The organism is Streptomyces sp. NPDC096323 (assembly GCF_040302845.1).
GTDB lineage: Bacteria > Actinomycetota > Actinomycetes > Streptomycetales > Streptomycetaceae > Streptomyces.
The window spans coordinates 438850-464734 of the sequence record NZ_JBEOSI010000004.1 but is presented as its reverse complement, the minus strand read 5'-3'; the positions used below and the strand labels follow the sequence as shown (position 1 = coordinate 464734).

Here is a 25885-nt window from a genome sequence, read left to right as displayed (position 1 = left end):
TTCGAGGCCGTGTGTGAGCGGTGTCACTTCTTGCTGTCGATGACGGCCTTCATGACGTCCTTCGCGATGGGTGCGGCCAGCCCGCCACCGGAGATGTCGTCCCGGTTGGCGTTGCTGTCCTCGACGACCACGGCGACGGCCACGGGGGAGCCGTCGTCGGTCTTCGCGTACGAGATGAACCAGGCGTACGGGTTCTCGCTGTTCTTGAGACCGTGCTGAGCGGTACCCGTTTTGCCGCCCACGGTGACGCCGTCGATCTTGGCGTTCTTACCCGTGCCGCTGTTGATGACGGTTTCCATCATCTGCTGGAGCTTCTGGGCGTTCTCACCCGACATCGGCTGGCTGAGCTGCTCGGTCTCGTGGGTGTAGATGTCGTCCAGGCCGGGCGACTGCCGCTTGGCGACCATGTACGGCTGCATCAGCTTGCCGTCGTTGGCGACCGCCGCGGCGACCATTGCCATCTGGAGCGGGGTGGTCCGGTTGGACGCCTGGCCGATGCCGGCCATGGCGTTCTGCGGACGGTTGTCCTTGGGGTAAACGCTCGCGGCGGAGCGGACCGGAGTGAAGATCTCCTTGTTGAAGCCGAACTTGTCGGCCTGGTCGATCATCTTCTGGTTGCCCAGGTCGTCGCTGATCTTGCCGAAGACGGTGTTGCAGGACATCCGCAGCGCCTCCCGGAGCGAGACGTTCTCGCACGGGATGTTGTTCTCGTTGGTCAGGGGCTGCCCGGTGGTCAGCGGAAGCCGCCAGGGCAGCGGCGACTTCGTCGCCGCGTCGATGTCGGTGTAGAGCCCGTTCTCCAGAGCGGCTGCCGCGGTGACGACCTTGAAGGTCGAGCCGGGCGGGTAGGTCTCGCGCAATGCCCGGTTGAGCATCGGCTTGTCCTTGTCCTTCTGGAGCTTCTGCCAGGCCTTGGAGTCCTTGTCGGAGTTGCCCGCGAAGGTCGAGGGGTCGTACGACGGGGTGCTGGCGAGCGCCAGGATGGCGCCGGTCTGCGGGTCGAGGGCTGCGACGGCGCCCTTCTTGCTGCCGAGGCCCTCGAACGCGGCCTTCTGGGCGGCGCTGTTGAGCGTGGTGACGACGTTGCCGCCCTGCTTCTCGTCGCCGGTGAACATCGACATCGTGTTGTCGAAGAAGAGCTGGTCGTCGTTGCCGGTGAGGATGCCGTCCTCGATGCTTTCGAGCTGGGTGGCGCCGAAGGCCTGCGAGGAGTAACCGGTGACGGGCGCCCACATGGGCCCGTTCTTCCAGACTCGCTTGTACTTGAAGTCGCTGTCCTTGGTCTCGGTGGACCCGGTGATGGCGCTGCCGCCGTCGACGATGATGTTGCCGCGTTCGTGTGCGTACCGCTCGATGCGGACGCGGCGGTTCTCGTCGCGGGTGTTGAGCTCGTCCGCCTTCACGTACTGGAGGTAGTTCGTCCGTGCGAGCAGGGCGAAGATGAGGACGCCGCAGAAGATCGCGATCCGGCGCAGGGGCTTGTTCACGGGCGGACCACCTGGGTCATCTCGGCGTCGGAGGACGGAGCGGGGGCCGGGGCGGGGCGGCGGGCGGTGTCGCTGATCCGGATCAGGATCCCGATCAGCGCCCAGTTGGCGATCACGGACGAACCACCGGCGGCGAGGAAGGGCATCGTCATACCGGTCAGCGGGATGAGGCCCATGACACCGCCGGCGACGACGAAGACCTGGATGGCGAAGGCGCCGGAGAGGCCGATCGCGAGGAGCTTGCCGAAGGGGTCACGCGCGGCGAGGGCGGTGCGGACGCCGCGCTCGACGATGAGGCCGTAGATCAGCAGGACGGCCATCATTCCGGCCAGCCCGAGTTCTTCGCCGACGGTGGAGAGGATGAAGTCGGCGTTGGCGGCGAAGCCGATCAGGTCGGAGTGGCCCTGGCCCCAGCCGGTGCCCAGGGTGCCGCCGGACCCGAAGGACATGATGGCGTTCCCGATCTGCTCACAAGCGCCGTCCTTGGCGTAGCAGGCGAACGGGTCCATCCAGGCGTCCACACGCTGCTGGACGTGGGACTCGAACGTGGAGACGCCCACAGCGCCGACCGCGGACATCAGCAGGCCGAAGACGATCCAGCTGGTTCGCTCCGTGGCGACGTACAGCATGATGACGAAGAGGCCGAAGAACAGCAGGGACGTACCGAGGTCGGTTTCGAAGACCAGGATCAGGATCGACAGCGCCCAGATGACGAGGATCGGGCCGAGGTCTCGTCCGCGCGGCAGGTACATCCCCATGAAGCGACGGCTGGCCAGGGCCAGGGCATCACGCTTCACCATGAGGTAGCCGGAGAAGAAGATCGCGATGATGATCTTCGCGAACTCGCCGGGCTGGATGGAGAACGGGCCCAGGCTGACCCAGATCTTCGCCCCGTTCACGGCGGGGAAGAACATCGGCATGACCAGCAGGATCAGCGCCGCCACCATGGAGATGTAGGTGTACCGCTGCAGGATGCGGTGGTCCTTGAGGACCACCAGCACCCCGACCATCAGTGCTACGCCGATGGCCGAGTACATCAGCTGTTTCGGGGCGTCCGGGGTGTACGTCCCGAACAGGTTCTCGGCCCGCTGGATCAGTCGTTCCGACTGGTCCAGCCGCCAGATCAGCACCAGGCCCAGCCCGTTGAGCAGCGTGGCCAGGGGAAGCAGCAGCGGATCCGCGTACGGCGCGAACTTGCGCACCACGAGGTGGGCCACGCCGCCGAGCAGGATCAGGCCGAGGCTGTATCCGAACATGCCGGAGGGCAGCGAGCCGTCGATGGCCAGGCCCACGTTGGCGTAGGCGAACACCGAGATGGCGATGGCGAAGACCATCATCATGAGTTCGGTGTTGCGCCGGCTCGGCGCGTCGATCGCGCCGATCGTGGTCGTGTTGGTGACAACGCTCATGGTGCTGAAGGCCCCCTACGGCTTTACTGCTTACCGCACTGCGGGACCAGCTTCTTCTCTTCCTCCGAGAGGCTGGGACCGGGAGTGGGAGTCGCTGAAGTCTGCTTGGTCTTGGTGGTGCCGGATCCTGCGGACGTCTTGGTGGCGTCCGTGTCCGTACCGCCGGCCTGGCCCTCGTCGCTCGGGGCGTTCTTCTCGGCTGCGCGGCGCTGTGCGTCCTTCTTGCAGGCCGTTGCCTGGGTGGCGAGCTCGGTGATCTTCTTCCGGGCGTCGGTCAGGCTGCCCTCGGCGATGGTCGCCTCGACCCGCTTGCGCTGGTAGGGCGGGAGGTACTTGAGTTCGATCTCGGGATGGTCCGTCTCGACCTTCGAGAGCGAGACCCACGCGAGGTCCTGGCTGATGCCGCGGTACAGCGCGACGTTGTCGTTCTTCACGCCGACGTAGTACTGGCCCTGGGTCCAGCGGTAGCCGCCGTACAGACCGCCGCCGATGACCGCAAGGGCGAGCACGATGTACAGGGACCGCTTGAGCCACTTGCGGCCGCCGGGCTTGACGAAGTCGTCGTCGGAGTAGGAGCCGAAGGCTCCGTCCGGCACGTCGTAGCCGACGTCGTCACCGCTGCCGGGAGGGCCGAAGCCGCCGGAGGGCGGCGGTACGGTGCGGCCGAGGCCGGCCGCGCGTCCGGCCGGGGTCTCCATGGCGCCGCCGTCGTTCAGCTGGGCGGCCTGGTTCTCCGCGACGGCTCCGACGATCACCGGGGTGTCGTTGAGCTGACCGGCCAGGGTGTCGTTGCTGTCGGCGTCGAGCACGTCGGCGACGATGCAGGTGATGTTGTCGGGACCGCCGCCGCGCAGGGCGAGCTGGATGAGGTCCTGGATGGTCTCCTGCGGGCCCTGGTAGCTGGCGAGCGTCTCCTCCATCGTCTGGTGGGAGACGACGCCGGAGAGCCCGTCGGAGCAGATCAGATAGCGGTCGCCGGCCCGGACCTCTCGGATGGAGAGATCGGGTTCGACGCGGTCGCCACTGCCCAGCGCGCGCATCAGCAGGGAGCGCTGCGGGTGGGTGGTGGCCTCCTCCTCGGTGATCCGGCCCTCGTCGACCAGTCGCTGGACCCACGTGTGGTCCTGCGTGATCTGCGTCAGGACGCCGTCCCGCAGGAGATAGGCGCGCGAGTCGCCGACGTGTACGAGGCCGAGGCGCTGGCCCGTCCACAGGAGAGCGGTGAGCGTGGTGCCCATGCCCTCCAGCTGGGGGTCCTCCTCGACCATCATGCGCAACTGGTCGTTGGCCCGCTGGACCGCCGTACCGAGCGAGGTGAGGATGTCGGAGCCGGGCACGTCGTCGTCGAGCTGGACGAGCGTCGAGATCACCTCGGAGCTGGCGACCTCACCGGCCGCCTGTCCGCCCATGCCGTCGGCGATGGCGAGCAGGCGCGGTCCGGCATAGCCGGAGTCCTCGTTGCCCTCCCGGATCATGCCCTTGTGCGATCCGGCGGCGAAGCGCAGGGAAAGACTCATGCGCACCTCACCCGTCGGTTCGGGGTACAGCCGGTCTCGAGCCACACTGCCCACCCTCCGGTCGGGAGCCTGCCCGGGGCCGATGCCCGGGCCGCTGCGGCTCGCTCGCTCCGCTCGCTCATTGTCGTACTACTTCCGCAGCTCGATGACGGTCTTGCCGATCCGGATCGGCGCGCCCAGCGGAACAGGCGTCGGGGTGGTGAGACGGGTCCGGTCAAGATACGTGCCGTTGGTGGACCCGAGATCCTCGACGATCCACTGGCCGTCACGGTCGGGGTAGATCCTGGCATGCCTGCTGGACGCGTAGTCGTCGTCCAGCACGATCGTTGAATCATGCGCCCGGCCCAGCGTGATGGTCTGCCCCTGGAGTGCCACCGTGGTGCCGGTGAGCGTCCCCTCGGACACGACCAGTTTGGTCGGTGCTCCCCGGCGCTGGCGGCCGGGCTGCTGGCGTTGCTGCGGCGGTGCCGCAGCGTTCTGGCGTGCCTGTGGAGGCCGCGCGTCGGCAGCAGTGCGGCGTGAGCCGCGCTGCGTGACGCGCGTTCCGAACAGGTCACTTCGGATGACCTGGACGGCCACGATCACGAACAGCCACAGAACAGCCAGGAATCCTAGCCGCATGACCGTAAGGGTCAGCTCTGACATTGCCCCCGCTTCACCCTTCGGCTTGCCGGTAAATGATGGTGGTACTGCCCACGACAATCCGTGAGCCGTCGCGGAGCGTAGCGCGGGTGGTGTGCTGCCCGTCTACCACGATGCCGTTGGTAGACCCGAGATCCTGGATCGTCGAGGGCGTTCCGGTCCTGATCTCACAGTGCCGGCGGGAGACGCCGGGGTCGTCGATCCGTACGTCGGCGTCGGTGCTGCGTCCCATCACGAGCGTCGGCCGGGAGATCTGATGGCGGGTGCCGTTGATCTCGATCCAGCGTCGCACCTGCGCGTTCGGCGGGGGGCTGGGGGTGGCCGGCGGACGCCGGTCGGGCCCCGGAGCCCCGCCGTGCCTGGCACCCGGCGGCGGTGCCGCGGGCATGGGCGGTGCGGAGGTGGGCGGGTAGCCGTAACCGCCGGGCGCCTGGGGGTGCCCGTGCCCGGGACGGGCGGGCGGTGCGGCCTGCGGGCCGGGGTGGTTCTGGAAGGCCTGCTGACCCGGCTGGTCCTGTGACGAACTCGACGCCAGGGTGCGGCTGCGCACGCGGTAGAGACCGGTGTCGAGGTCGTCCGCCTTCTCCAGGTGGACCTTGATCGGCCCCATGAAGGTGTACCGCTGCTGCTTGGCGTAGTCCCTGACCAGCCCGGAGAGCTCGTCGCCCAGCTGGCCGGAGTACGGGCTGAGGCGCTCGTAGTCGGGCGCGCTGAGTTCGACGATGAAGTCGTTGGGGACGACGGTCCGCTCGCGGTTCCAGATGGTGGCGTTGTTGTCGCACTCCCGCTGGAGTGCTCCGGCGATCTCGACCGGCTGGACCTCGGACTTGAAGACCTTGGCGAAGGTGCCGTTGACCAGACCTTCGAGACGCTGCTCGAAACGCTTCATGACTCCCATGGGGCACCTCCTCCGGTGTCGTCGTCCCTGTACTGCTTACTGATCGTATCCACGCGTAGGGAAATCGGCTGGTTCCCCTTGTCTGCCCTGTGGAGGAGTGTCCCCCCTCACACGGATCGTAGAGGTGGCCTCCTGACAGTGTCCCGCACCTTGCGTGCACTCAGGAGGAGTGGGGGCGGTGGCTCCCGGTTCCCGCTCCTCTCCGGGCGCTCGGCGAAACAAACGGATGTGAATCCACCCTGTCCAGCGTGCTAATCTTCCGTTTGTCGCCAGGCGCTCGCAGCAAAGCGAGAGTCTGGAAACACCACTCATGCGCGAGTGGCGGAACGGCAGACGCGCTGGCTTCAGGTGCCAGTGTCCTTCGGGACGTGGGGGTTCAAATCCCCCCTCGCGCACAAGAGAGAAGCCCCACAGGCCCATGGCCTGTGGGGCTTCTTCGGTTATGGCTCGGGGAATTGCCGGGTGGCTTGGTTTCACGTGAAACGTCCGGTTCGATCCTCGTGCTCCCGGTTGAGGGGGTTGAGGGGGGTCGAGGGCCGCCGAAGTCGAGCGCCGCGCGGGAAGGGGCCGGGTCTGCTGACCCCGGCCCCTCCGCCTGTCGTGCCCTGCGGCTCGGGCTGACCGTCGCGTCCGGCGCCTCAGGCGGCGAGCCGGGCGGCGAGGGCCTTGGCCTTCTCCGAGGCGTCGGCGAACGCCTTGGCGCGGGAGGAGTCGGCGAGCGGGATGAGCTCGGCCATCTGCGGGTTGCTGTGGGCCAGGGTGAGCTCCGGGACGATGAAGTCGACCTCGGCGGCAAACATGGACGTGAGCAGCGTCGCCAGATAGTTCTGTACGAACTCCGAGTCCGCGCGAGGGGTGCCCGCCGCGTAGGAACCGCCGCGGCTGGCGACGACGGTGATCGGGGTGCCGGCCACCGGGCTGTCGGGGCCGGCGTTGTGACCGACGACGATCACGTGGTCGAGCCATGCCTTGAGTGTCGACGGGATCGAGAAGTTGTACATCGGGGCACCGATCAGGACCGCGTCCGCAGCGGCCAGTTCCGCGGCCAGCTCGCCGCGCAGGGGGTGGTCGGCGCCCGCTGCGGCGGCCTCGGCGGTCAGGTGCGGCAGGGGTTCGGCAGCCAGGTCCCGGTAGACGACCTTCCCGTCGGGGTGCTGCTCGCGCCAGGTCTGCACGAATGCGGCGGTGACCTCGCGGGAAGCGGAGCCCTCGGGGAAGAGGGCGGAATCGAGGTGCAGGAGGGTGGCCATGAGGATCTCCACGGTTCGGTGAGGGGTGGGCCGGGAAGCGGTCCCTTATTTCGTACGTACCTAGTAATAACATAGTCGCTTACGAATAGTAAGCTCCTCCCGTCTACGCAGTACCCTGGACGGATGGCGGATCACAGCGAGCAGACGTGCAGGCGGGTGGACGTGGGCATCAGCCGCGTCTTCGAGCTGTTCGGGAAGCGCTGGACAGGGCCGATCGTTTCCGTCCTGATGCAGCAGCCGGTGCACTTCGCCGACCTGAGGCGGGCCATCCCGGGCATCAGCGAGCGCATGCTCTCGGACCGGCTGTCCGAACTGGGAGCGGCGGGGCTGGTGGTCCGCGAGGTCGACGAGGGGCCGCCGCTGCGGGTCTCGTACCGTCTGACCCAGGCCGGTGCCGCGATGGAACCCGCGCTCAAGGAACTGGGGAGCTGGGCCGAAGCCCACCTGAAGGACGATCTCGGCGGCTGTTAGGACCTCGTAGCCGCAATACCGTTCCTGGTGGCCGGAGTCCGGGCGGGCGCCCGCCGGGCAGCGGTACCGTCGTCGGCAGTTGATGCGGGACCGGGACGCCGGACGCCGACGGCGGCGCCGGGTGCGGTCGGGGGAGGCTGCGCGCCATGAGTGACATCGATACGGCAGTGCCGGAGCAGCGGGCCCTGGAGGCCGGTTCGCGTACAGCGGAGGCCAACTCGCGCATTCCGTTCGTGCCCGGGTTCGCCCGGCGCGCGGACCCGGACCCGGACCGGAGCGCACCGCTCTCGCCGCGAGAGGCCGGCAAGGCGCTGCGCCGGCGCGTGCCGCGCTCTTCCCACAGCTCACTGGTTCTCCCTGTGGGGCGGCCCGACGCGGTGGGGGCCGTCGAGGAGTCGAATCGGGGCCGGGTGCCGGGTCTCACGGCGATACGGGTGGGGCGGATGGCCGCCACGCCGTTCGCCTTTCTGCGGGGCTCGGCGGGTCTGATGGCCCATGACCTGGTGGGGACACCCGTCACCGGGGTGGCCGCTCAGCTCTGCGGTGACGCGCACGCGGCGAATTTCGGGCTGTACGGCGATGCCCGGGGCAGCCTGGTCATCGACCTGAACGACTTCGACGAGACCGTGGCGGGCCCCTGGGAGTGGGACCTCAAGCGTCTCGCCACCTCGATGGTGCTCGCGGGCCGCGAGGCCGGCGCCGACGAGGAGACCTGCCGCAGGGGCGCGTACGACACCGTGGGCGCCTACCGGCGGACGATGCGGCTGCTGGCCCGGCTGCCCGCGCTCGACGCGTGGAACGCCATCGCCGACGAGGAACTGGTCTCGCACACGGATGCGAAGGATCTGCTGGGCACCCTGGAGCGGGTGTCGGAGAAGGCGCGTAACAACACCAGCGCCCGTTTCGCGGCCAAGTCCACGGAGGACTCCGGGGACGGCGGCCGCCGGTTCGTCGACGCCCCGCCGGTGCTGCGCCGGGTGCCTGACGCGGAGGCGGCGGCCGTCGCGGCGGGGCTGGGCGGCTATCTGTCCACCGTCTCGGAGGACCGGGTGCCGCTGCTGGCCCGGTACGCGATCCACGATGTGGCGTTCCGGGTGGTCGGCACGGGAAGCGTCGGCACGCGGTCGTACGTCGTGCTGCTGCTGGATCACCGGGGTGAGCCGCTGGTCCTGCAGGTGAAGGAGGCCAGGCCCTCGGTACTGGCGCCCCATCTGCCGACTGCGGGATTCGATGTACCGGACGTGGTGCACGAGGGGCGCCGGGTGGTGCTCGGACAGAAGCGGATGCAGGTCGTCAGCGACATCCTGCTGGGCTGGACGACCGTCGAGGGCCGGCCCTTCCAGGTGCGGCAGTTCCGGAACCGGAAGGGCAGCGTGGACCCGGCGGCCCTGGCGGCCGACCAGGTCGACGACTACGGGCGGATGACCGGTGCGCTGCTGGCGCGGGCCCATGCGCACAGCGCGGACCCACGGCTGATCGCGGGGTACTGCGGCAAGAACGACGAGCTGGACGAGGCGGTGGCGGCGTTCGCGGTGACGTACGCGGATCGTACGGAAGCCGATCACGCGGATCTGGTGCGGGCGATCGAAGCGGGTCGGATCGCTGCGGAACCGGGGGTGTGACGACTGCGGAACCGGAGGTGTGACGACCGCGTGGCTGGCAGTGCGACAGCCGCGGAACCGGAAGTGCGACGACCCGGCGCCGACCGTGGGTGCTCGGCACCCTGGCCGTGGCCATACGCTGGACGGGTGACCCACGAAGCCGCCGGGGTGCCGACCTCCCGGAACGACGATGCCCGGCAGGGCGACGCCCTGCAGGACGAGCAGCCCGGCTCCCCGGCCGACGCGCATGCGGAAGGCCCCGCCGGGGCCGCCGAAGGCGGTACCGGAGGTTCCGGTGACGCCGGTGCGCCCTCTGACGATGGTGCCCTCGGACAGGCGCGTCCCGAGGCGCGGCTGGCGCATGCCGTGCGGGTGGCCGAGCAGGCTCTGATCGAGTTCGAGATCGCGGTGGAGACGTTCCGGGTCGAGGTCGAGAACTTCTCCCGGCTGCACCACCAGCGACTGGGCCCGATGTACGCGCGGCTCGACGAGCTCGACGCTCAGATCGCGGAGGCACGGGCCGCCAGGACCGGCGACCCGGAGGATCTGCGCAAGGCGCAGGAGGCCCGGGCGATCGTGATGCCCATGCCGGGGGTCGACGAACTGTTCCACGACTGGATCGACTCCGAGGGACTGTCCCCCGAGGCCGCGGCCATGCTGACCGAGCAGCCGGTCCGGCCGCCGAAGCGGGTCCGGCCGACCGACGAGGCCCGCAAGCTCTACCGCGAGCTGGCCCGCAAGGCACATCCGGACCTGGCCCAGGACGAGAAGGAGCGGGCCCGGCGGGACGAGTTCATCACCCGCGTCAACGCCGCTTACGGCCGCGGGGACGAGGCGCTGCTGAAGGAACTGGCCCAGGAGTGGGCGGCCGGCCCGGTCGTGCCCGAGGCGGAGCTCGGCGAGGCCGATGAGCTCTACGCCCGGCTGAACTGGCTGACCCAGCGCAAGGAACTGCTGACGGTGCTCGCCCAGGAGCTGGAGCAGAGCGCGATCGGCGCCATGCTGCGCATGGCTCCGGACGATCCGGACCATCTGCTGGAAGAGATCGCCGAGCAACTGCTGGGCGAGGTCTCACAGCGTGAGACCGAGTTGGCCGGCCTGGTGCAGTAGCGTTTCCGGTGACTTCGGTGCGCATTGACGAGAGAAGGCATGACCCATGAATTTCGCCCAGCTTCCCGCGGTCGACGTCACGGCGGTGCCGGCGGACGGTTTCGTGCTCGACGTCCGGGAGGACGACGAATGGGCGGCCGGGCACGTCGACGGCGCCCTGCACATTCCGATGAGCGACTTCGTGGGCCGGTTCGGTGAGCTGACCGAGGCGGCACAGGACGGTCGGCGCGTGCATGTGATGTGCCGGGTCGGCGGCCGGTCCGCCCAGGTCACCCAGTACCTGGTGCAGCAGGGCATCGACGCCGTGAACATCGACGGCGGCATGCTCGCCTGGGACGCTGCGGGACGTCCGATGGTCACCGACAACGGGGCTCCCGCGTTCGTCGCCTGAGCCTGCTCGGTCTTGCTTGATCTTGTTCAGTCGAGGGCGTGTGCGGCCAGCAGGTCGCCCAGGGCCTCCTCGTGCGCCGCGGCCGGGCCGAGGGACAGCTCGATCTGTTTCGCCCAGGCGTGGAAGCGGTGCAAGGGGTAGTCGGTGTCCGCGCCGAGGCCGCCGTGCAGGTGCTGCGCCGTCTGCACGACGCGGCGGACCCCTTCGGAGGCCCAGATCTTCGCCACCGCGACATCGCCTGCCGGTGGCAGCGGGCCGGTCCCGCCGACGCCGATGCGCCAGGCCGCCTGCCAGAGGGTGACCTCCATGGCCCGCAGGTCGATGTAGCGGTCCGCGGTCTGCACGGCGACGGCCTGGAAGGTCGCGACGGGGAAGCCGAACTGCTCGCGCTTGCCGGTGTACTGGCTCGTCATGGCCAGGACGGCCTCGCCCAGGCCCAGTGCGCGCGCGCACGTTCCGGTGGTGAGCACGGAGCGCAGCCACTCCCAGGCGCCGGCGGCGTCGATCAGCCGGCGGCCCTCGATCCGGACCGCGTCCAGCGTCACCTCGCCGAAGAGTTCGCCGCTGGTGGAGACCTGCTCGGCGATGGTGACCCCGGCGTCGTCACGGCGGACCAGGGCTACCACGGTGCGGTGGTCCAGGGTGTGGGCGGGCACCGCGATCCAGTCCGCGGCCTGGGCCCATGGGACCGCCGACTGCACGCCGTCGAGCACCCATGATGTCTCCGTGCCGTTGGTGGCCCGGCTGCCGCTGCCGCTGCCTCTGCTGGTCCTGTTGCTGTTGCTGTTGCTGCCGCCGTCCGGCCTTGCGGTGACGGCGAGTTCGGCCGGGTCGTGGCCGGTGCGGCCGTTGGCGCCGACCGTGAGCACCAGGCTCCCCCGGCCGACGAGCGGCAGGAGTTCGGCCGCCAGTTCCCGGTCGCCGTACCGCTGGACCGCCATCGCGACCGCGCACGTCTCCAGCAACGGGACCCGGGCGAGAACCTTCGCGGACTCGCGCAGCACCAGGCAGAGCGCGACCATGTCCAGGCCCGCTCCGCCGTGCTCCGGAGCCAGTGTCAGGCTCAGCAGGTCGCCCGCGGCGAGCCCGGCCCACAGGGGACGGTCGATGTCCTCGGCCACCGCTCCCGGTACGAGCGCCGGACTGGCCACCCCATCGGGGGCGACGCCGGAGAAGACCGCCCGCGCCGCCTCGGTGGCTGCCCGCTGTTCCTCGGTGAAGGTGAAGTCCACTGTCCCGGCCTCCCGCGAACCGCTGCGCCCGTACATGACCTGACGGAGCGTCAAGATAGAACAGGTTCTAGAAGAAGGGAAGCCCGCGGTCAGCGGTCGAAGTCGAGCTCCACCTCCCCGGTCACCGGGTGCGACTGGCAGGCGAGCACATAGCCCGCGTCCGTCTCCTCAGGCTCCAGCGCGAAGTTGCGGTCCATCCGCACCTCGCCGGAGACCAGGAAGGCCCGGCAGGTCCCGCACACCCCGCCCTTGCAGGCGTACGGCGCATCGGAACGGCTCCGCAGCACGGTCTCCAGCAGCGACTCGTCCTCCCGCACCGGCCACTTTCCCGAGCGGCCGTCCAGGGTCGCCGTGAGGGTGCTGTGCGTGGAAGCCGCGACCCGTGGTGCCCCGACCGAGGGGTCCGGGCTGTCCTCGACGTGGAAGATCTCCTGGTGGACGCGGGTCCGGTCGACGCCCAGATCGCGCAGCGCGCCTTCGGAGGCCCGGACCAGGCCGAGCGGACCGCAGAGGTACCAGCCCTCGACATCGGCCACCGGGAGCAGCGCGGGCAGCAGGCCGGTGAGCCTCTCGCGGTCCAGCCGGCCGGAGGGGAGGCCCGCCTGCTGGTCCTCCCGGGAGAGCGCGGTGACCAGCTGGAACCGGTCCGGGTAGCGGTCCTTGAGATCGGCGACCTCGTCCAGGAACATCGTCGAAGCTGCGGTCCGGTCGCTCCGGATCAGGCAGAACGAGGCGTCGGCCTCCCTGGCCAGCAGGGTCGACGCGATGGACAGCACCGGAGTGATCCCGCTCCCGCCGACGATCGCCGCGAACTGCCCGGCGCGCGGTGCGAGGACGAAGCGGCCCATCGGAGGCATCGCTTCCACCTGGTCGCCGACCGCCAGCTCCTTGAGCGCGTACGTGGAGAAGGCGCCGCCGTCGACGAGCCGGATGCCCACGCGAAGTGCGGGTTCGGCGGGGTGCTCGGTGGCCGGGGCGCAGATCGAGTACGAGCGCCGGATCTCCTCGCCGCCGACGGCGTAGCGGATGTTGAGATGCTGGCCGGGCTTGTGGCGGAAGGTCTCGCGAAGCTTCGGCGGCACGGCGAAGGTGACGGCCACCGAATCGTCCGTGAGCCGCTCGATCGCGCTGACCCGGAGCGGATGGAACATCTACAACTCCTTGAAGTGGTCGAACGGTTCACGGCACGCCACGCAGCGGCGCAGCGCCTTGCAGGCGGTCGACGAGAACCGGCTCAGAAGCTCCGTGTCGGTCGAGCCGCAGTGGGGACAGCGCACGGACAGGGTGAGGGGTACGGGCCCGGCGGCCGCGGCATCGTGGGGCCGCGGGGGCGCTATGCCGAACTCGGCGAGCTTGCGCCGCCCCTCCGCGCTGATGTCGTCCGTGGACCAGGCGGGGGAGAGGACGGTGACCACGGAGACCTCCGTCATGCCGTGGTCGTACAGCACCCGCTCGATGTCCGTGGACATGGCCTCGATCGCGGGGCAGCCGGTGTAGGTCGGGGTGAGCCGCACCGTGACGCGGCCCGGCGCGAGCACCTCCACGCCCCTGAGCACGCCCAGCTCCTCCAGGGTCAGTACGGGCAGCTCCGGATCGGGGACGCCGCCCGCGAGGCTCCGCAGCTCCTCCTCCAAGGTCGTCCAGGTCACCATGACGCCCCCGGGTGGCTGCGGTGCAGATGCTGCATCTCGGCGATCATCGGGCCGAAGGGTTCCGTGTGGATGCCCTGACGGCCGGCGCCGGCGGTCCATGCGCCGGTCTGCGGTCCGGTCGGCACGGTCAGCGTGGCCCGCTCCAGCAGGGGGGTGAGGGAGTCCAGCCAGCGGCTGTGCAGAGCCTGCCAGTCCACGTCGACGCCTTCGACCGGCTGGAACAGCTCGCCGGTGAAGCGCCACAGGGCGTCCACCGCGCGCTGCATGCGCTCGTGGCTCTCGGCTGTGCCGTCGCCGAGGCGCAGGGTCCACTGCTCGGCGTGGTCCCGGTGGTAGGCGACCTCCTTGACGGCCTTGGCCGCCAGACCGGCGAATGCGCCGTCCCCGGCTGCCAGCTGCTCGTACAGGCCGTGCTGGTGGAGCGAGAAGTACAGCTGACGGGCGATGGTGTGGGCGAAGTCGCCATTTGGCTGCTCGACCAGCTGAACGTTGCGGAAGGCGCGCTCCTCGCGCAGATACGCCAGCTCGTCCTCGTCACCCGCCAGGGAGAGTAGGACCCGGGCCTGACCCAGCAGGTCGAGGGCGATGTTGGCGAGAGCCACTTCCTCCTCGAGCACCGGGGCGTGGCCCGCCCACTCCCCCAGCCGGTGCGAGAGCACCAGCGCGTCGTCGCCGAGGGCGAGGGCCGCGGTCACAGGTGCTTCACCCCGTCCGGGATCGCGTAGAAGGTGGGGTGCCGGTAGGGCTTGTCACCCGCCGGTTCGAAGAAGGTGTCCTTCTCGTCGGGCGAGGAGGCCGTGATCTGGCTGGACGGTACGACCCAGAGGGAGACGCCCTCGGAGCGGCGTGTGTACAGATCGCGCGCGTTGCGAAGGGCCATTTCGGCGTCCGGGGCGTGCAGGCTGCCGGCGTGGGTGTGGGAGAGCCCTCGCCGTGAGCGCACGAACACCTCCCACAACGGCCAGTCGGTCGAGCTGCTCATGCTGTCGCCTCCCCGTTCGGTGCGGCCGTGTCGTCTGCGGCCGTGCTCGGTACATCCGTGTGGTTCTGTGCGGCGGCATGCTTCTGTGCGTACGCGGCGGCTGCGTCGCGGACCCAGGCGCCTTCCTCGTGCGCCCGGCGGCGCTGGGTGAGGCGCTGCTCGTTGCACGGGCCGTTGCCCTTCAGGACCTCCTGGAACTCCGTCCAGTCGATCGCCCCGAAATCGTGCCGGCCGTGCTCCTCGTTCCACCGGAGGTCCGGGTCGGGGAGGGTGAGACCCAGGACCTCGGCCTGGGGGACGCAGATGTCCACGAAGCGCTGCCGCAGCTCGTCGTTGGAATGCCGCTTGATCTTCCAGGTCATCGACTGCGCCGAATGCGACGAGGCGTCGTCGGGCGGGCCGAACATCATCAGGGACGGCCACCACCAGCGGTTCACGGCGTCCTGGGCCATCTCGTGCTGCGCCGGCGTGCCGTGGCTGAGGGCGAGCAGCAGTTCGTAGCCCTGGCGCTGGTGGAACGACTCCTCCTTGCAGATGCGCACCATGGCCCGGGCGTAGGGGCCGTAGGAGCAGCGGCAGAGAGGGACCTGGTTGGTGATCGCGGCGCCGTCCACCAGCCAGCCGATGGCGCCGACGTCCGCCCAGGTCAGGGTCGGGTAATTGAAGATCGATGAATACCGCTGGCGGCCCGCGTGCAGCTTGTCGAGCAGCTCCTCGCGGCTCGTGCCGAGCGTCTCCGCGGCGCTGTACAGATACAGCCCGTGTCCCGCCTCGTCCTGCACCTTGGCCATCAGGATGGCCTTGCGGCGCAGCGAGGGGGCGCGCGAGATCCAGTTGGCCTCCGGCTGCATGCCGATGATCTCCGAGTGGGCGTGCTGGGCCATTTGCCTGACCAGCGAGGCGCGGTAGGCGTCGGGCATCCAGTCGCGTGGCTCGATGCGATCGTCGGCCGCCACCGCGGCGTCGAAAGCCGCCTCCAGGGCCCCGTCCGCCCCATCGGTACTGCCTGCTGCCGCCTGCGCTGTCTGGCCCGCAGTCACTGCCGCCATCCCGGACTCCCTACCGACCGATCGTTCGGTTCAATGTCTTCAATGGTGAGTCTGCGGCCCGTAGGGTGTCAACCCTGTGGATAACTGACAGGGATCGACGGGGATCGGGGCGGGATGGATTCGTACGACGACAAGGGCGTCGGCGGGGGCACCGGCGGAAGTGTCGGCGGCGGCAGCGAGGCTGCGGCCGATCTCGACCCGCGGACGGTTCCCGGGCCCCGTGGCGAGCCGGGTCCGCGCGCCGTCGGAGGCCGCCCGGCGACTCCCCTTGATCCGGGCCCCGCGGAAGACGGTCCGCGTACGGCGGACGGTCCGCGTACGGACGAAGATCCGCGTACGGACGAAGATCCGCGCGTCCGTGTGGGTCCCGGTGCCGGGGCCGGGCCGCGAGTCGGTATGGCCGGGCTCTCGTTTCCGTACCAGGTCGTCGCCGCTGTGGCCCTGTCGGTGATCGGGCTGCTGGGCTGTATCCAGCTGGGCATGGTGTTCCTGCACGTCGCCCCCGCCAACACGCTGACCAAACAGCACGGCGAGGCGGTCGACCAGTGGATCTATCCGGAGTTCGAGCAGAACTGGAAGCTCTTCGCGCCCAACCCCCTGCAGCAGAACATCGCCGTGCATGTACGCGCCGAGATATCCGGCCCGGACAAGCGCCGGACCACCCCCTGGATGAGCCTCTCCGGCGAGGACGGCAAGGCGATACGCGGCAATCTGCTGCCCAGCCACGTCCAGCAGAACGAGCTCCGCCGGGGCTGGGACTTCTATCTCGGCTCGCACGACAACCAGAACCGGGCCAACGGACTGCGGGGCAGACTCTCCGAGCAGTACATTCGGCGCATCGTGATGCTGCGCCTCAGTGAGCACGACTACGGCGGCGACGTCCTGAGGATCCAGGTCCGGTCCGAGACCCGGTCCGTGGCGGCCCCCGCCTGGAGTGGCGAGACGATCAGCACGAAGCCGTCCTACCGGGTACTGCCCTGGTGGACCGTCACTGCGGCCGACCTTCCCCAGGGCTCGGCCGCCTCCGTGGAGGCGGACCAGTGAGTACACCCGACTCCGACCGTGCGCTCGCCCGCGGCATCCAGCGCATCACGGCCTCGTCCCTGGGGCCGTACCAGAGCGCCGTCATCCGGATCGGCTTCTCCGCCACATACTTCCTGTTCCTGCTGCGCGAGCTTCCGCACCGGCGGGAGCTGTACGGCCCCGATGCCCCGTGGCGCTGGGACATGGCGCAGCAGCTCATCTCCGGCAACCAGGCCTTCACCACCCTGATGTGGTCGGACAGCGCCATCTGGTTCGAGGTCGTGTACGCGCTCGCCCTGGCCGCCGCCGCTCTGCTGATGGTGGGCTGGCACACGCGGGCCATGTCCGTCCTCTTCATGGCCGGCGTGCTCTCCCTGCAGAACCGCAGCATCTTCATGGGCGACGGCGGCGACAACGTCATCCACCTCATGGCGATCTACCTGGTGCTGACGCGGTGCGGGCAGGTCTGGTCCCTGGACGCCCGCCGTGCGCGGCGGGCGGTCGGCGAGGACCCGGGCCCGGGTGGTGTGGCCGGTTCGCGCGGCGTTGCGGGCCCGTTGCTGTGGGTGGCCCTCGGCGCGGTCCTCTGCGGCGCCACGGTGACCGACAGCCTGGGCGGGACGGCCTGGCTGCCGCTCTTCTTCTGGCTCCTGTGGATCGGGCACGGCGTCTGGTGGGCCGTGAACCGGTACGCACCGCACAGCGAGCCGCGCACGCTGCTCGACGTCATCGCCAACCTCGCTCACAACGCGACGCTCGTCGTGATCATGGCCGAGGTCTGTCTGATCTACGCGACCGCCGGCTGGTACAAGATCCAGGGGTCGCGGTGGCAGGACGGCACGGCGCTGTACTACCCGCTCAAGCTGGACTACTTCACCCCCTGGCCGGGGCTCTCGGACCTTCTCGCGTCGAGCGGTCTGATGGTGATGGTGCTGACGTACGCCACGGTCGTGGTGCAGGTCGCCTTCCCCTTCACTCTGTTCAACCGGCGCGTCAAGAACGTGCTGCTCGTCGTGATGATCTGCGAGCACGCGGGCATCGCCCTGTTGCTGGGGCTGCCCTTCTTCTCGATGGCCATGATCGCCGCGGACGCCGTCTTCCTGCCGACCGTCTTCCTGGTGTGGATCGGTGGGCAGGCGGTGCTCGGGTGGGATCTGCTTCTGCGCCGGCTGCGGTGGCGTGGGCGTGGGCGTGGAGAGGTGCCGGGGCCGCGGGAGGGTGGTGGCGGTGCTGCCGGTGCTGCGGGTGCTGGTCCGGGGGAACGGGAGGCACCGCAGCAGCGCGGCGGTGAGGGCCATACGCTCGTCGGGTGAGCGAGACAGGCAGTACAGGCAGCACTGAGGGTGCGGGCGCAGCGGACGAGCCGTTCGTGGGCTCGGCGACGGGCGAGCCCGCGCAGTACGACGAGGGGTTCGGGACGGAGATCGGCGTCGGGCCGCATCCGCTGCCCTGGCCCGAGGGTGAGCGGTACGACCCCGAGCTGCTCGCCCACGGCGACCGGCGCAATGTGGGCGATGCGTACCGCTACTGGACCCGGGAGGCGATCGTCGCCGACCTCGACCTGCGGCGGCACGACTTTCATGTGGCGGTGGAGAACTGGGGCCACGACTTCAATATCGGGTCCGTCGTACGCACCGCGAACGCGTTCCTGGCCAAGGAGGTGCACATCGTGGGGCGGCGGCGCTGGAACCGTCGCGGAGCGATGGTCACCGACCGCTACCAGCACGTCCGTCACCACCCGGACACGGCGGACCTGACCGCCTGGGCGGAGGCCGAGGGGCTGCCGATCATCGGCATCGACAATCTGCCGGGCGCGGTGCCGCTGGAGCGGACCGAGCTGCCGCGGCGCTGTGTGCTGCTCTTCGGGCAGGAGGGTCCGGGGCTGACCGAGGAGGCCCGCAAGCACGCGTCGATGGTGTGCTCGATCGCGCAGTTCGGGTCGACGCGGTCGATCAATGCGGGGGCTGCGGCGGCGATTGCGATGCATGCGTGGGTGCAGCGCTATGCGGATATTTCGGGGCCGGGTGGTGGGCCCGCCGGGCCCGGGGGCGCGGCCGGGGCGTAAGCGCTGGGCGGGGTGCGCGGGGTGCGCCTGCGGCGGGCCTTTCCCCTACCCGCCCCTTCCCGTAACCGGGGCTCCGCCCCGGACCCCGCTCCTCAATCGCCGGAGAGGCTGAGAAGGGGGCCCGGGGAGCGGTCGGAACCGGGAAGGGGCCAGCCCCCATCCGGGGTCCGCCGCCCTCCTCAGCGCTGGCGGCGTACTTCTACGGTGCGGAAGCGGTTGGACACGAACGCGCCGTCGCACAGAGCCGCGTTTGCCGCCGGGTTTCCTCCCGAGCCGTGGAAGTCGGAGAACGCCGCGGTCTGGTTGACGTACACCCCGCCCGTGAGGTTCAGGGAGAGCTGGGCCGACTCGTCCAGGCAGACGTCCTCGACCGCGCGCTCCACCTCCGGTGAGGTGGTGTAGGCGCCTACCGTCATGGCTCCCTGGTCGCGGATGGTGCGACGCAGCAGCTCCACCGCGTCCGCCGTCGAATCGACCGCGACCGCGAACGAGACCGGGCCGAAGCACTCCGACAGGTAGGGCGGCTCGTCGTCCTGCTTGCCGCCGTCGAGCTTGACGATCAGCGGGGTGCGGACGACCGCCTCGGGGTAGTCCGGGTTGGCCACTTCCCGCGAGGGCAGAGCGACCTCGCCCAGCTGCGCGGCCGTGTCCAGGCGGGCCTTCACCTCCGGGTTGACCAGGGCGCCGAGCAGGCCGTTCGCCCGGGCGTCGTCGCCCAGGAGGCCGGTGACGGCGGCGGCGATGTCGGTGACCACGTCGTCGTACGACTTGTCGCCGACATCCGTCGTGATGCCGTCCCGGGGGATCAGGAGGTTCTGCGGGGTGGTGCACATCTGGCCGCTGTACAGGGACAGGGAGAACGCCAGGTTGGCGAGCATGCCGCGGTAATCGTCCGTGGAGTCGAGGACGATCGTGTTGACCCCGGCCTTCTCCGTATACACCTGGGCCTGGCGGGCGTTGGCCTCCAGCCAGTCGCCGAACGCGGTGGAGCCGGTGTAGTCGATGATCCTGATCTCCGGACGCACCGCCAGGGTCTTGGCGATGCCCTCGCCCGGATACTCGGCGGCCAGCGCGACCAGGTTGGGGTCGAAGCCCGCGTCCGTGAGCACTTCGCGCGCCAGCTGAACGGTGAGGGCCAGCGGGAGCACCGCACGGGGGTGCGGCTTGACCAGGACCGGATTGCCGGTGGCGAGGGAGGCGAAGAGGCCCGGGTAGCCGTTCCACGTGGGGAAGGTGTTGCAGCCGATCAGCAGCGAGATGCCGCGCCCTGCCGCGGTGAACGTCTTGTGCAGGTCGATCGGGTCGCGCTTGCCCTGCGGCTTGGACCAGTCGGCGGTCCGGGGCGCGCGCATCTGCTCCTCGTACGCATACGCCACCGCCTCCAGGCCCCGGTCCTGGGCGTGCGGGCCGCCGGCCTGGAACGCCATCATGAAGGCCTGCCCGCTGGTGTGCATCACCGCGTGGCCGAACTCATGCGTGCGGGCACTGATCCGCGCGAGGATCTCCAGGCAGACCAGGGCCCTGGTCTCCGGGCCGGCCTCGCGCCAGGCGGGGACGGAGGCCCGCATCGCCGGGAGCAGCACGTCGAGGTCGGCGTGCGGATACTCGACGGCCAGCTCCGGACCGTACGGAGAGGTCTCGCCGCCCGTCCAGCCGTCGGTCCCGGGCTGGTTCAGGTCGAGACGTGTGTACAGCACGGCGTCGAAGGCGGCCTTGCCCTCGGCGGCGCCCAGGCTGCCGGGTGCGCCGCCTTCGCCGTACGCCTTCGGATGCTCGGGATGCGGTGACCAGTAGGCCCGCGTACGGATCGCGTCGAGGGCCCGGTCGAGCGTGGGACGGTGCTTCTCGGACAGCAGGTGCGGGGAGAGCGCGGCGGTCATGACGGACCCACTCCTCATCGAGCTGGGCAGGGACGGGCGGACAGAGTTAGAGTAACCGAACGATCGGTCGGGACAAGGGGCCCCACGAAACCTGTGGATAACTCGTAGGGGAGGATCGCGGGCATGACCACGGCCAAGCGGGACACGTACACCCCGGAGACTCTCCTCGCCGTCGCCGTCCGTGTGTTCAACGAGCGCGGCTACGACGGCACGTCGATGGAGCACCTGTCGAAGGCGGCGGGCATCTCGAAGTCGTCCATCTACCACCATGTCACCGGCAAGGAAGAGCTCCTTCGGCGTGCGGTCAGCCGGGCGCTGGACGGACTCTTCGGAATCCTCGACGAGCCGGGCGCGACGCGGGGCCGCGCGATCGAGAGTGTCGAGTACGTGACGCGCCGCACCGTCGAGGTGCTGATAGCCGAACTGCCCTACGTCACGCTGCTGCTGCGGGTGCGGGGCAACACGAGGACCGAGCGCTGGGCCCTTGAACGGCGGCGCGAGTTCGACCAGCGGGTGGCCGATCTGCTCAAGGCGGCGGTCGCGGACGGCGATCTCCGCTCCGACGTGGACATACGGCTGGCCACGCGGCTGCTGTTCGGGATGGTGAACTCGCTGGTGGAGTGGTTCCGGCCGCTGCCCGACGGTGGCGCCGAGGGAGAACGGCTCGCCGATACCGTCGTACAGCTGGCGTTCGAAGGCATGAAGTCCAGCCGTGGATCAACCCGGCCGTTGATCAACCCGGCCGTTGATCAGTCCAGCCCTTGATCAGTCCGGCCGCTGATCCGTCGTCCCGAGGGCGGTGCGCCCCGGTCAGGTGAGTTCCGTGGGGCGGTCGGAGCCCGGGGCCAGGTCCGTCTCCTCGAACACCAGCAGGGTGCGCGTGGACAGCACCTCCGGAATGGACTGGATCCGCGTCAGGACCAGCTCGCGCAGCGACCGGTTGTCCGGAGTGTGCACCAGCAGCAGCACGTCGAAATCGCCGCTGACCAGCGCGATGTGTGTGGCGCCCGGCAACGCCTGGAGCTGTTCCCGGACCGTGCGCCACGAATTCTGGACGATCTTGAGCGTGATGTACGCGGAGGCTCCCTGCCCCGCCCGCTCATGGTCCACCCGCGCGCTGAAGCCGCGGATCACGCCGTCGTCGATGAGCCGGTTGATGCGGGCGTACGCGTTGGCCCGCGATACGTGGACGCGGTCGGCCACCGACCGTATCGATGCGCGGCCGTCCGTCTGGAGCAGTCGGAGGATGGCGCGGTCGATGGAGTCGAGCGGCCTTGCCGGGTTGATCTCGCCGGGCTCCCCGCCCCCGTCGGCCATTTGTTCAGCTGCCATGTTCCCGTGCCTCCCCGTCCTGGACGACCTGTTCCCATCCCAGGCTGTGGAGAACCGTTTGTCCACAGGCTGAAGGTGCCTGTAGCCAAATTGCGCTCGCGACCGAACAATCGGTAGGTGAGGCACACCACATCCACGCCTCGCACGGCTTTCGTTATTTCGACATATATCAACACCACTCGGCGCCGGGCACCCCCGGGCCGCCGGATGCCGCTCGATACCCCTCGACGCCAGGAGGTGCTTGTCATGACGGTCCAAGAGCTGCCCGGCGCGGCCGCCTACCGGCCCACGCCGCCCCCGGCCTGGAAGCCGCTCACCGATCCCGCGCCCCTGCTCCCGGACCCCGAGCCGTACCGTGTGCTCGGTACGGACGCCGTGGCCGACGCCGACCCCGGGCTGCTGTTGCGGCTCTACGCGGAGCTCGTGCGCGGCCGGCGGTACAACGCGCAGGCGACCGCCCTCACCAAGCAGGGACGGCTCGCCGTCTATCCGTCGAGCACCGGGCAGGAGGCCTGCGAGATCGCGGCCGCCCTGGTGCTGGAGGAGCGGGACTGGCTCTTCCCCAGCTACCGCGACACGCTCGCGGCGGTGGCACGGGGCCTCGACCCCGTCGAGGCCCTGACCCTGCTGCGCGGCGACCGGCACACCGGGTACGACCCGCGCGAGCACCGCATCGCCCCCCTGTGCACCCCGCTCGCCACCCAGTTGCCGCACGCGGTGGGTCTGGCTCACGCGGCGCGGCTCAAGGGGGACGACGTGGTGGCGCTCGCGATGGTCGGTGACGGTGGCACCAGCGAGGGCGACTTCCACGAGGCGCTGAACTTCGCGGCCGTCTGGCGCGCCCCGGTCGTCTTCCTCGTGCAGAACAACGGCTTCGCCATCTCCGTCCCGCTGGCCAAGCAGACCGCGGCGCCGTCCCTGGCCCACAAGGCCGTGGGGTACGGAATGCCGGGCCGGCTGGTCGACGGCAACGACGCGCCGGCCGTGCACCAGGTGCTGTCCGAGGCCGTGGCACGGGCCAGGAGCGGCGGCGGGCCGACGCTCGTGGAGGCCGTCACCTATCGCATGGACGCGCACACGAACGCGGACGACGCCACGCGCTACCGCGGCGACAGCGAGGTCGAGGCCTGGCGCGCCCACGATCCGGTCCAGCTCCTGGAGCGCGAGCTGACCGGTCGTGGACTGCTCGGCGACGACGGCATCGAGGAGGCGCGCGTGGCCGCGGAGCGGATGGCGGCGCAGCTGAGGGAGCGGATGAACGCGGACCCGGTGCTCGACCCGATGGACCTCTTCGCCCATGTGTACGCGGAGCAGACGGCACAACTGCGCGAACAGGCGGCCCGCCTGCGGGTCGAGCTGGACGCGGAGCACCACGGACACGGCACGGAAGACGGGGGTGCGGGGCGATGACCACCGCAGCGGCCACGGCCCGGGAGTGGACGGCGAAGGCCAAGCCCGCGACCATGGCGCAGGCACTCGGGCGCGCGCTGCGCGACTCGATGGCCGAGGATCCCTCGGTGCACGTCCTCGGTGAGGACGTCGGGACGCTCGGCGGGGTCTTCCGGATCACCGACGGCCTGGCGAAGGAATTCGGCGACGAGCGGTGCACGGACACTCCGCTGGCCGAGGCCGGCATTCTCGGGGCAGCCGTCGGCATGGCGATGTACGGGCTGCGGCCCGTGGTGGAGATGCAGTTCGACGCCTTCGCCTATCCGGCGTTCGAGCAGCTCATCAGCCATGTCGCCAAGATGCGGAACCGGACCGGGGGCGCGATGCCGCTGCCGATCACGGTCCGGGTCCCCTATGGCGGCGGGATCGGGGGCGTCGAGCACCACAGCGACTCCTCGGAGGCGTACTACATGGCGACCCCGGGTCTCCATGTCGTCACGCCCGCCACGGTCGAGGACGCGTACGGGCTGCTGAGGGCCTCGATCGCCTCCGACGACCCCGTGGTCTTCCTGGAGCCCAAGCGGCTCTACTGGTCGAAGGCGGACTGGTCGCCGCAGGCCCCGGCCGCCGTCGAGCCCATCGGACGTGCGGTCGTGCGCCGACCGGGCCGCAGCGCGACGCTGATCACGTACGGGCCGTCGCTGCCGGTCTGCATGGAGGCTGCGGAGGCCGCCGTCGAGGAGGGCTGGGACCTCGAAGTCGTCGACCTGCGTTCGCTGGTGCCGTTCGACGACGAGACCGTGGCCGCGTCCGTACGGCGTACCGGCCGCGCGGTTGTCGTCCACGAGTCCACCGGCTTCGGCGGCCCCGGCGGCGAGATCGCCGCTCGCATCACCGAGCGCTGCTTCCACCACCTGGAGGCGCCGGTCCTGCGCGTCGCCGGTTTCGACATTCCGTATCCGCCGCCGATGCAGGAGCGCCACCATCTGCCGGGCGTGGACCGGGTGCTGGACGCCGTCGCGCGACTGCAGTGGGAGGCGGAGAACTGATGCCGCAGGTGCTCGAATTCAAGCTTCCGGACCTCGGTGAGGGCCTGACCGAGGCGGAGATCGTGCGCTGGCTGGTGGAGGTCGGCGATGTCGTCGCCATCGATCAGCCGGTCGTCGAGGTCGAGACGGCCAAGGCGATGGTGGAGGTGCCGTGCCCGTACGGGGGTGTGGTGACCGCCCGGTTCGGCGAGGAGGGGACGGAACTTCCCGTCGGCGCCCCGCTGCTGACGGTCGCTGTCGGGACCATGGAGCCCTCGGGCCCGGTGACGGGTGACGGGCCGGGCTCCGGTACGGCGGACACCGGCGCGGAGCCGTCCGGGTCCGGGAATGTGCTGGTGGGGTACGGGACGGGGGCGCCGCCGGTACGACGACGGCGGGTCCGGCCCGAGGGTCTTCGGACTCCCGCGGCAGCGGCCGGCGCGCCGGTCGCCGCGTCCCCGGTCGCCGGCGCGCCTGCGGAGACCGCGGGATCCACACGGGTTCCGGACGGCGTACGGGGTCCGGTCGCCGTCGTCTCTCCGCTGGTGCGGAAGCTGGCGCGGCAGCACGACCTCGATCTGCGGCAGCTCGCGGGTTCGGGGCCCGATGGGTTGATTCTGCGGGCCGACGTCGAGTCGGCCATCCGGTCGGCGACATCCGGTTCTCCTGTCGCTGCCCCTGCTGCTCCCGCCGCTTCTTCTGCTCCCGCCGCTTCTGCCGCTCCCGCCGTGTCGCCGGGGGTGCGGTCCGCGGCTGCTCCTGGCGCCGAGCGGATCGCCTTGCGCGGGGTACGGGGTGCGGTCGCCGACAAGCTGGCGCGCAGCCGGCGTGAGATCCCCGACGCCACGTGCTGGGTGGACGCCGATGCCACTGAGCTGATGGCGGCCAGGGCGGCGATGAACGGCACCGGCGGGCCCGGTGCGGGCCCCAAGGTGTCGGTGCTCGCGCTCCTCGCCCGCATCTGCACGGCGGCCCTGGCCCGTTACCCCGAACTCAACTCCACGGTGGACATGGAGGCGCGCGAGATCGTTCGGCTGCCGGGCGTCCATCTCGGGTTCGCGGCCCAGACCGAGCGCGGTCTGGTCGTCCCCGTCGTCCGCGACGCGCACACGCGCAACGCGGAGTCGATCGGGGCGGAGATCGCCCGGCTGACCGAGGCGGCGAGGACCGGGACGCTGAAACCGGCCGAGTTGACCGGTGGCACCTTCACGCTCAACAACTACGGGGTGTTCGGGGTCGACGGATCGACGCCGATCATCAACCACCCGGAAGCGGCGATGCTCGGCGTCGGCCGGATCGTCCCCAAGCCGTGGGTGCACGAGGGCGAACTGGCCGTGCGCCGGGTGGTGCAGCTCTCGCTGACCTTCGACCACAGGGTCTGCGACGGCGGAACGGCGGGCGGATTCCTGCGGTACGTCGCCGACTGCGTGGAACAGCCGGCGCTGCTGCTGCGGACGCTGTAAGCGGGGCGTACCTC

25 protein-coding genes and 1 tRNA gene are annotated in these 25885 nt (G+C 70.2%); 12 read left to right on the top strand and 14 right to left on the bottom strand.

Annotation, left to right across the window (positions count from 1 at the left end; genetic code table 11):
* Positions 1 to 23: 23 nt before the first annotated feature.
* The 5 genes from ABTX18_RS13450 to ABTX18_RS13430 form a co-directional block, all read right to left on the bottom strand.
* The gene (locus ABTX18_RS13450; RefSeq protein ID WP_352122864.1) at positions 24 to 1487 is read right to left on the bottom strand and encodes a peptidoglycan D,D-transpeptidase FtsI family protein; all 1464 of its coding nucleotides are present in this window, start codon (positions 1485 to 1487) and stop codon (positions 24 to 26) included.
* The gene (locus tag ABTX18_RS13445) at positions 1484 to 2896 is read right to left on the bottom strand and encodes an FtsW/RodA/SpoVE family cell cycle protein (protein ID WP_352122863.1); all 1413 of its coding nucleotides are present in this window, start codon (positions 2894 to 2896) and stop codon (positions 1484 to 1486) included. Before ABTX18_RS13445 ends, ABTX18_RS13450 begins: the two co-directional genes overlap by 4 nt.
* Positions 2897 to 2919: 23 nt before the next feature.
* Entirely contained in the window at positions 2920 to 4413 is a 1494-nt protein-coding gene (locus ABTX18_RS13440) for a Stp1/IreP family PP2C-type Ser/Thr phosphatase (RefSeq protein ID WP_352122862.1), read from the bottom strand.
* Between the two features lie 129 nt (positions 4414 to 4542).
* Positions 4543 to 5058, bottom strand: coding sequence for an FHA domain-containing protein FhaB/FipA (locus tag ABTX18_RS13435; RefSeq protein WP_136326722.1), 516 nt, complete (start codon positions 5056 to 5058; stop codon positions 4543 to 4545).
* Positions 5059 to 5068: 10 nt separating this feature from the next.
* Positions 5069 to 5953, bottom strand: a complete 885-nt coding sequence (locus tag ABTX18_RS13430) for an FHA domain-containing protein (protein WP_352122861.1) — start codon at positions 5951 to 5953, stop codon at positions 5069 to 5071.
* Between the two features lie 312 nt (positions 5954 to 6265).
* Between ABTX18_RS13430 and ABTX18_RS13425 the strand changes: the two genes are divergently transcribed.
* Positions 6266 to 6348 (top strand) — tRNA-Leu (locus tag ABTX18_RS13425).
* A gap of 243 nt (positions 6349 to 6591) precedes the next feature.
* On the opposite strand, the gene ABTX18_RS13420 is transcribed toward ABTX18_RS13425, so the two are convergent.
* On the bottom strand, positions 6592 to 7203 hold the full coding sequence (locus ABTX18_RS13420) for an FMN-dependent NADH-azoreductase (RefSeq protein ID WP_352122860.1): 612 nt from the start codon (positions 7201 to 7203) through the stop codon (positions 6592 to 6594).
* 123 nt (positions 7204 to 7326) lie between these two features.
* Between ABTX18_RS13420 and ABTX18_RS13415 the strand changes: the two genes are divergently transcribed.
* The 4 genes from ABTX18_RS13415 to ABTX18_RS13400 all read left to right on the top strand — a co-directional run bounded on the left by ABTX18_RS13415 (position 7327) and on the right by ABTX18_RS13400 (position 10776).
* Positions 7327 to 7674: a winged helix-turn-helix transcriptional regulator gene (locus ABTX18_RS13415; protein WP_352122859.1), complete on the top strand. Its 348-nt coding sequence runs from the start codon at positions 7327 to 7329 to the stop codon at positions 7672 to 7674.
* 146 nt (positions 7675 to 7820) lie between these two features.
* Positions 7821 to 9296 carry a DUF2252 domain-containing protein gene (locus tag ABTX18_RS13410; protein WP_352122858.1) on the top strand — a complete coding sequence of 492 codons (1476 nt, stop codon included), beginning with the start codon at positions 7821 to 7823 and terminating at the stop codon, positions 9294 to 9296.
* A gap of 126 nt (positions 9297 to 9422) precedes the next feature.
* Complete coding sequence (locus ABTX18_RS13405) at positions 9423 to 10385, top strand: J domain-containing protein (RefSeq protein ID WP_352122857.1); 963 nt, start codon at positions 9423 to 9425, stop codon at positions 10383 to 10385.
* Positions 10386 to 10431: 46 nt separating this feature from the next.
* The gene (locus ABTX18_RS13400; protein ID WP_352122856.1) at positions 10432 to 10776 is read left to right on the top strand and encodes a rhodanese-like domain-containing protein; all 345 of its coding nucleotides are present in this window, start codon (positions 10432 to 10434) and stop codon (positions 10774 to 10776) included.
* Between the two features lie 26 nt (positions 10777 to 10802).
* On the opposite strand, the gene ABTX18_RS13395 is transcribed toward ABTX18_RS13400, so the two are convergent.
* The 6 genes from ABTX18_RS13395 to paaA form a co-directional block, all read right to left on the bottom strand.
* A complete protein-coding gene (locus ABTX18_RS13395; RefSeq protein ID WP_352123092.1) occupies positions 10803 to 12008 on the bottom strand; it encodes an acyl-CoA dehydrogenase family protein in 1206 nt (401 codons plus the stop codon).
* 89 nt (positions 12009 to 12097) lie between these two features.
* A complete protein-coding gene (locus ABTX18_RS13390; RefSeq protein ID WP_352122855.1) occupies positions 12098 to 13159 on the bottom strand; it encodes a 2Fe-2S iron-sulfur cluster-binding protein in 1062 nt (353 codons plus the stop codon).
* Complete coding sequence (paaD, locus tag ABTX18_RS13385; protein ID WP_352122854.1) at positions 13160 to 13660, bottom strand: 1,2-phenylacetyl-CoA epoxidase subunit PaaD; 501 nt, start codon at positions 13658 to 13660, stop codon at positions 13160 to 13162. It abuts the gene before it with no gap.
* A complete protein-coding gene (gene paaC, locus ABTX18_RS13380; protein WP_352122853.1) occupies positions 13654 to 14355 on the bottom strand; it encodes a 1,2-phenylacetyl-CoA epoxidase subunit PaaC in 702 nt (233 codons plus the stop codon). Before paaC ends, paaD begins: the two co-directional genes overlap by 7 nt.
* Positions 14352 to 14642, bottom strand: coding sequence for a 1,2-phenylacetyl-CoA epoxidase subunit PaaB (gene paaB, locus ABTX18_RS13375; RefSeq protein ID WP_219572877.1), 291 nt, complete (start codon positions 14640 to 14642; stop codon positions 14352 to 14354). The genes paaC and paaB overlap by 4 nt, the downstream gene beginning before the upstream one ends.
* The gene (gene paaA, locus ABTX18_RS13370; RefSeq protein WP_352122852.1) at positions 14639 to 15691 is read right to left on the bottom strand and encodes a 1,2-phenylacetyl-CoA epoxidase subunit PaaA; all 1053 of its coding nucleotides are present in this window, start codon (positions 15689 to 15691) and stop codon (positions 14639 to 14641) included. The genes paaB and paaA overlap by 4 nt, the downstream gene beginning before the upstream one ends.
* A gap of 114 nt (positions 15692 to 15805) precedes the next feature.
* Here paaA and ABTX18_RS13365 point away from each other — a divergent pair, with 114 nt between their 5' ends.
* From ABTX18_RS13365 to ABTX18_RS13355, 3 genes are read left to right on the top strand one after another with little or no spacing between them, the layout of a single operon-like run.
* Positions 15806 to 16735, top strand: coding sequence for a DUF5819 family protein (locus tag ABTX18_RS13365; protein ID WP_352122851.1), 930 nt, complete (start codon positions 15806 to 15808; stop codon positions 16733 to 16735).
* Entirely contained in the window at positions 16732 to 18027 is a 1296-nt protein-coding gene (locus ABTX18_RS13360) for an HTTM domain-containing protein (protein WP_352122850.1), read from the top strand. The genes ABTX18_RS13365 and ABTX18_RS13360 overlap by 4 nt, the downstream gene beginning before the upstream one ends.
* A gap of 56 nt (positions 18028 to 18083) precedes the next feature.
* Positions 18084 to 18779 carry a TrmH family RNA methyltransferase gene (locus tag ABTX18_RS13355; RefSeq protein WP_352123091.1) on the top strand — a complete coding sequence of 232 codons (696 nt, stop codon included), beginning with the start codon at positions 18084 to 18086 and terminating at the stop codon, positions 18777 to 18779.
* Positions 18780 to 18958: 179 nt separating this feature from the next.
* On the opposite strand, the gene paaN is transcribed toward ABTX18_RS13355, so the two are convergent.
* The gene (gene paaN / locus ABTX18_RS13350; RefSeq protein ID WP_352122849.1) at positions 18959 to 20659 is read right to left on the bottom strand and encodes a phenylacetic acid degradation protein PaaN; all 1701 of its coding nucleotides are present in this window, start codon (positions 20657 to 20659) and stop codon (positions 18959 to 18961) included.
* A 123-nt stretch (positions 20660 to 20782) separates the two neighbouring features.
* On the opposite strand from paaN, the gene ABTX18_RS13345 reads away from it, so the two are divergent.
* On the top strand, positions 20783 to 21424 hold the full coding sequence (locus ABTX18_RS13345) for a TetR/AcrR family transcriptional regulator (RefSeq protein WP_352122848.1): 642 nt from the start codon (positions 20783 to 20785) through the stop codon (positions 21422 to 21424).
* Positions 21425 to 21469: 45 nt separating this feature from the next.
* Here the strand turns inward: ABTX18_RS13345 and ABTX18_RS13340 are convergent, their stop codons facing one another.
* On the bottom strand, positions 21470 to 21976 hold the full coding sequence (locus tag ABTX18_RS13340; protein WP_503061147.1) for an Lrp/AsnC family transcriptional regulator: 507 nt from the start codon (positions 21974 to 21976) through the stop codon (positions 21470 to 21472).
* Between the two features lie 261 nt (positions 21977 to 22237).
* Between ABTX18_RS13340 and pdhA the strand changes: the two genes are divergently transcribed.
* The 3 genes from pdhA to ABTX18_RS13325 are packed head-to-tail and all read left to right on the top strand — an operon-like array spanning position 22238 to position 25871.
* Positions 22238 to 23401, top strand: a complete 1164-nt coding sequence (gene pdhA / locus ABTX18_RS13335; RefSeq protein WP_352122846.1) for a pyruvate dehydrogenase (acetyl-transferring) E1 component subunit alpha — start codon at positions 22238 to 22240, stop codon at positions 23399 to 23401.
* The gene (locus ABTX18_RS13330; RefSeq protein WP_352122845.1) at positions 23398 to 24429 is read left to right on the top strand and encodes an alpha-ketoacid dehydrogenase subunit beta; all 1032 of its coding nucleotides are present in this window, start codon (positions 23398 to 23400) and stop codon (positions 24427 to 24429) included. Before pdhA ends, ABTX18_RS13330 begins: the two co-directional genes overlap by 4 nt.
* Positions 24429 to 25871: a dihydrolipoamide acetyltransferase family protein gene (locus ABTX18_RS13325; protein ID WP_352122844.1), complete on the top strand. Its 1443-nt coding sequence runs from the start codon at positions 24429 to 24431 to the stop codon at positions 25869 to 25871. The genes ABTX18_RS13330 and ABTX18_RS13325 overlap by 1 nt, the downstream gene beginning before the upstream one ends.
* The last annotated feature ends 14 nt before the right edge of the window (positions 25872 to 25885 follow it).

Coding starts and splice junctions, on each gene's coding strand:
- ABTX18_RS13445 (WP_352122863.1), bottom strand. CDS start 2,896: ATGAGCGTTGTCACCAACACGACCACGATCGGCGCGATCGACGCGCCG.
- ABTX18_RS13440 (WP_352122862.1), bottom strand. CDS start 4,413: ATGAGTCTTTCCCTGCGCTTCGCCGCCGGATCGCACAAGGGCATGATC.
- ABTX18_RS13435 (WP_136326722.1), bottom strand. CDS start 5,058: ATGTCAGAGCTGACCCTTACGGTCATGCGGCTAGGATTCCTGGCTGTT.
- ABTX18_RS13430 (WP_352122861.1), bottom strand. CDS start 5,953: ATGGGAGTCATGAAGCGTTTCGAGCAGCGTCTCGAAGGTCTGGTCAAC.
- ABTX18_RS13420 (WP_352122860.1), bottom strand. CDS start 7,203: ATGGCCACCCTCCTGCACCTCGATTCCGCCCTCTTCCCCGAGGGCTCC.
- ABTX18_RS13415 (WP_352122859.1), top strand. CDS start 7,327: ATGGCGGATCACAGCGAGCAGACGTGCAGGCGGGTGGACGTGGGCATC.
- ABTX18_RS13410 (WP_352122858.1), top strand. CDS start 7,821: ATGAGTGACATCGATACGGCAGTGCCGGAGCAGCGGGCCCTGGAGGCC.
- ABTX18_RS13400 (WP_352122856.1), top strand. CDS start 10,432: ATGAATTTCGCCCAGCTTCCCGCGGTCGACGTCACGGCGGTGCCGGCG.
- ABTX18_RS13390 (WP_352122855.1), bottom strand. CDS start 13,159: ATGTTCCATCCGCTCCGGGTCAGCGCGATCGAGCGGCTCACGGACGAT.
- paaD (WP_352122854.1), bottom strand. CDS start 13,660: ATGGTGACCTGGACGACCTTGGAGGAGGAGCTGCGGAGCCTCGCGGGC.
- paaB (WP_219572877.1), bottom strand. CDS start 14,642: ATGAGCAGCTCGACCGACTGGCCGTTGTGGGAGGTGTTCGTGCGCTCA.
- paaA (WP_352122852.1), bottom strand. CDS start 15,691: ATGGCGGCAGTGACTGCGGGCCAGACAGCGCAGGCGGCAGCAGGCAGT.
- ABTX18_RS13365 (WP_352122851.1), top strand. CDS start 15,806: ATGGATTCGTACGACGACAAGGGCGTCGGCGGGGGCACCGGCGGAAGT.
- paaN (WP_352122849.1), bottom strand. CDS start 20,659: ATGACCGCCGCGCTCTCCCCGCACCTGCTGTCCGAGAAGCACCGTCCC.
- ABTX18_RS13345 (WP_352122848.1), top strand. CDS start 20,783: ATGACCACGGCCAAGCGGGACACGTACACCCCGGAGACTCTCCTCGCC.
- ABTX18_RS13340 (WP_503061147.1), bottom strand. CDS start 21,976: ATGGCCGACGGGGGCGGGGAGCCCGGCGAGATCAACCCGGCAAGGCCG.
- pdhA (WP_352122846.1), top strand. CDS start 22,238: ATGACGGTCCAAGAGCTGCCCGGCGCGGCCGCCTACCGGCCCACGCCG.
- ABTX18_RS13330 (WP_352122845.1), top strand. CDS start 23,398: ATGACCACCGCAGCGGCCACGGCCCGGGAGTGGACGGCGAAGGCCAAG.
- ABTX18_RS13325 (WP_352122844.1), top strand. CDS start 24,429: ATGCCGCAGGTGCTCGAATTCAAGCTTCCGGACCTCGGTGAGGGCCTG.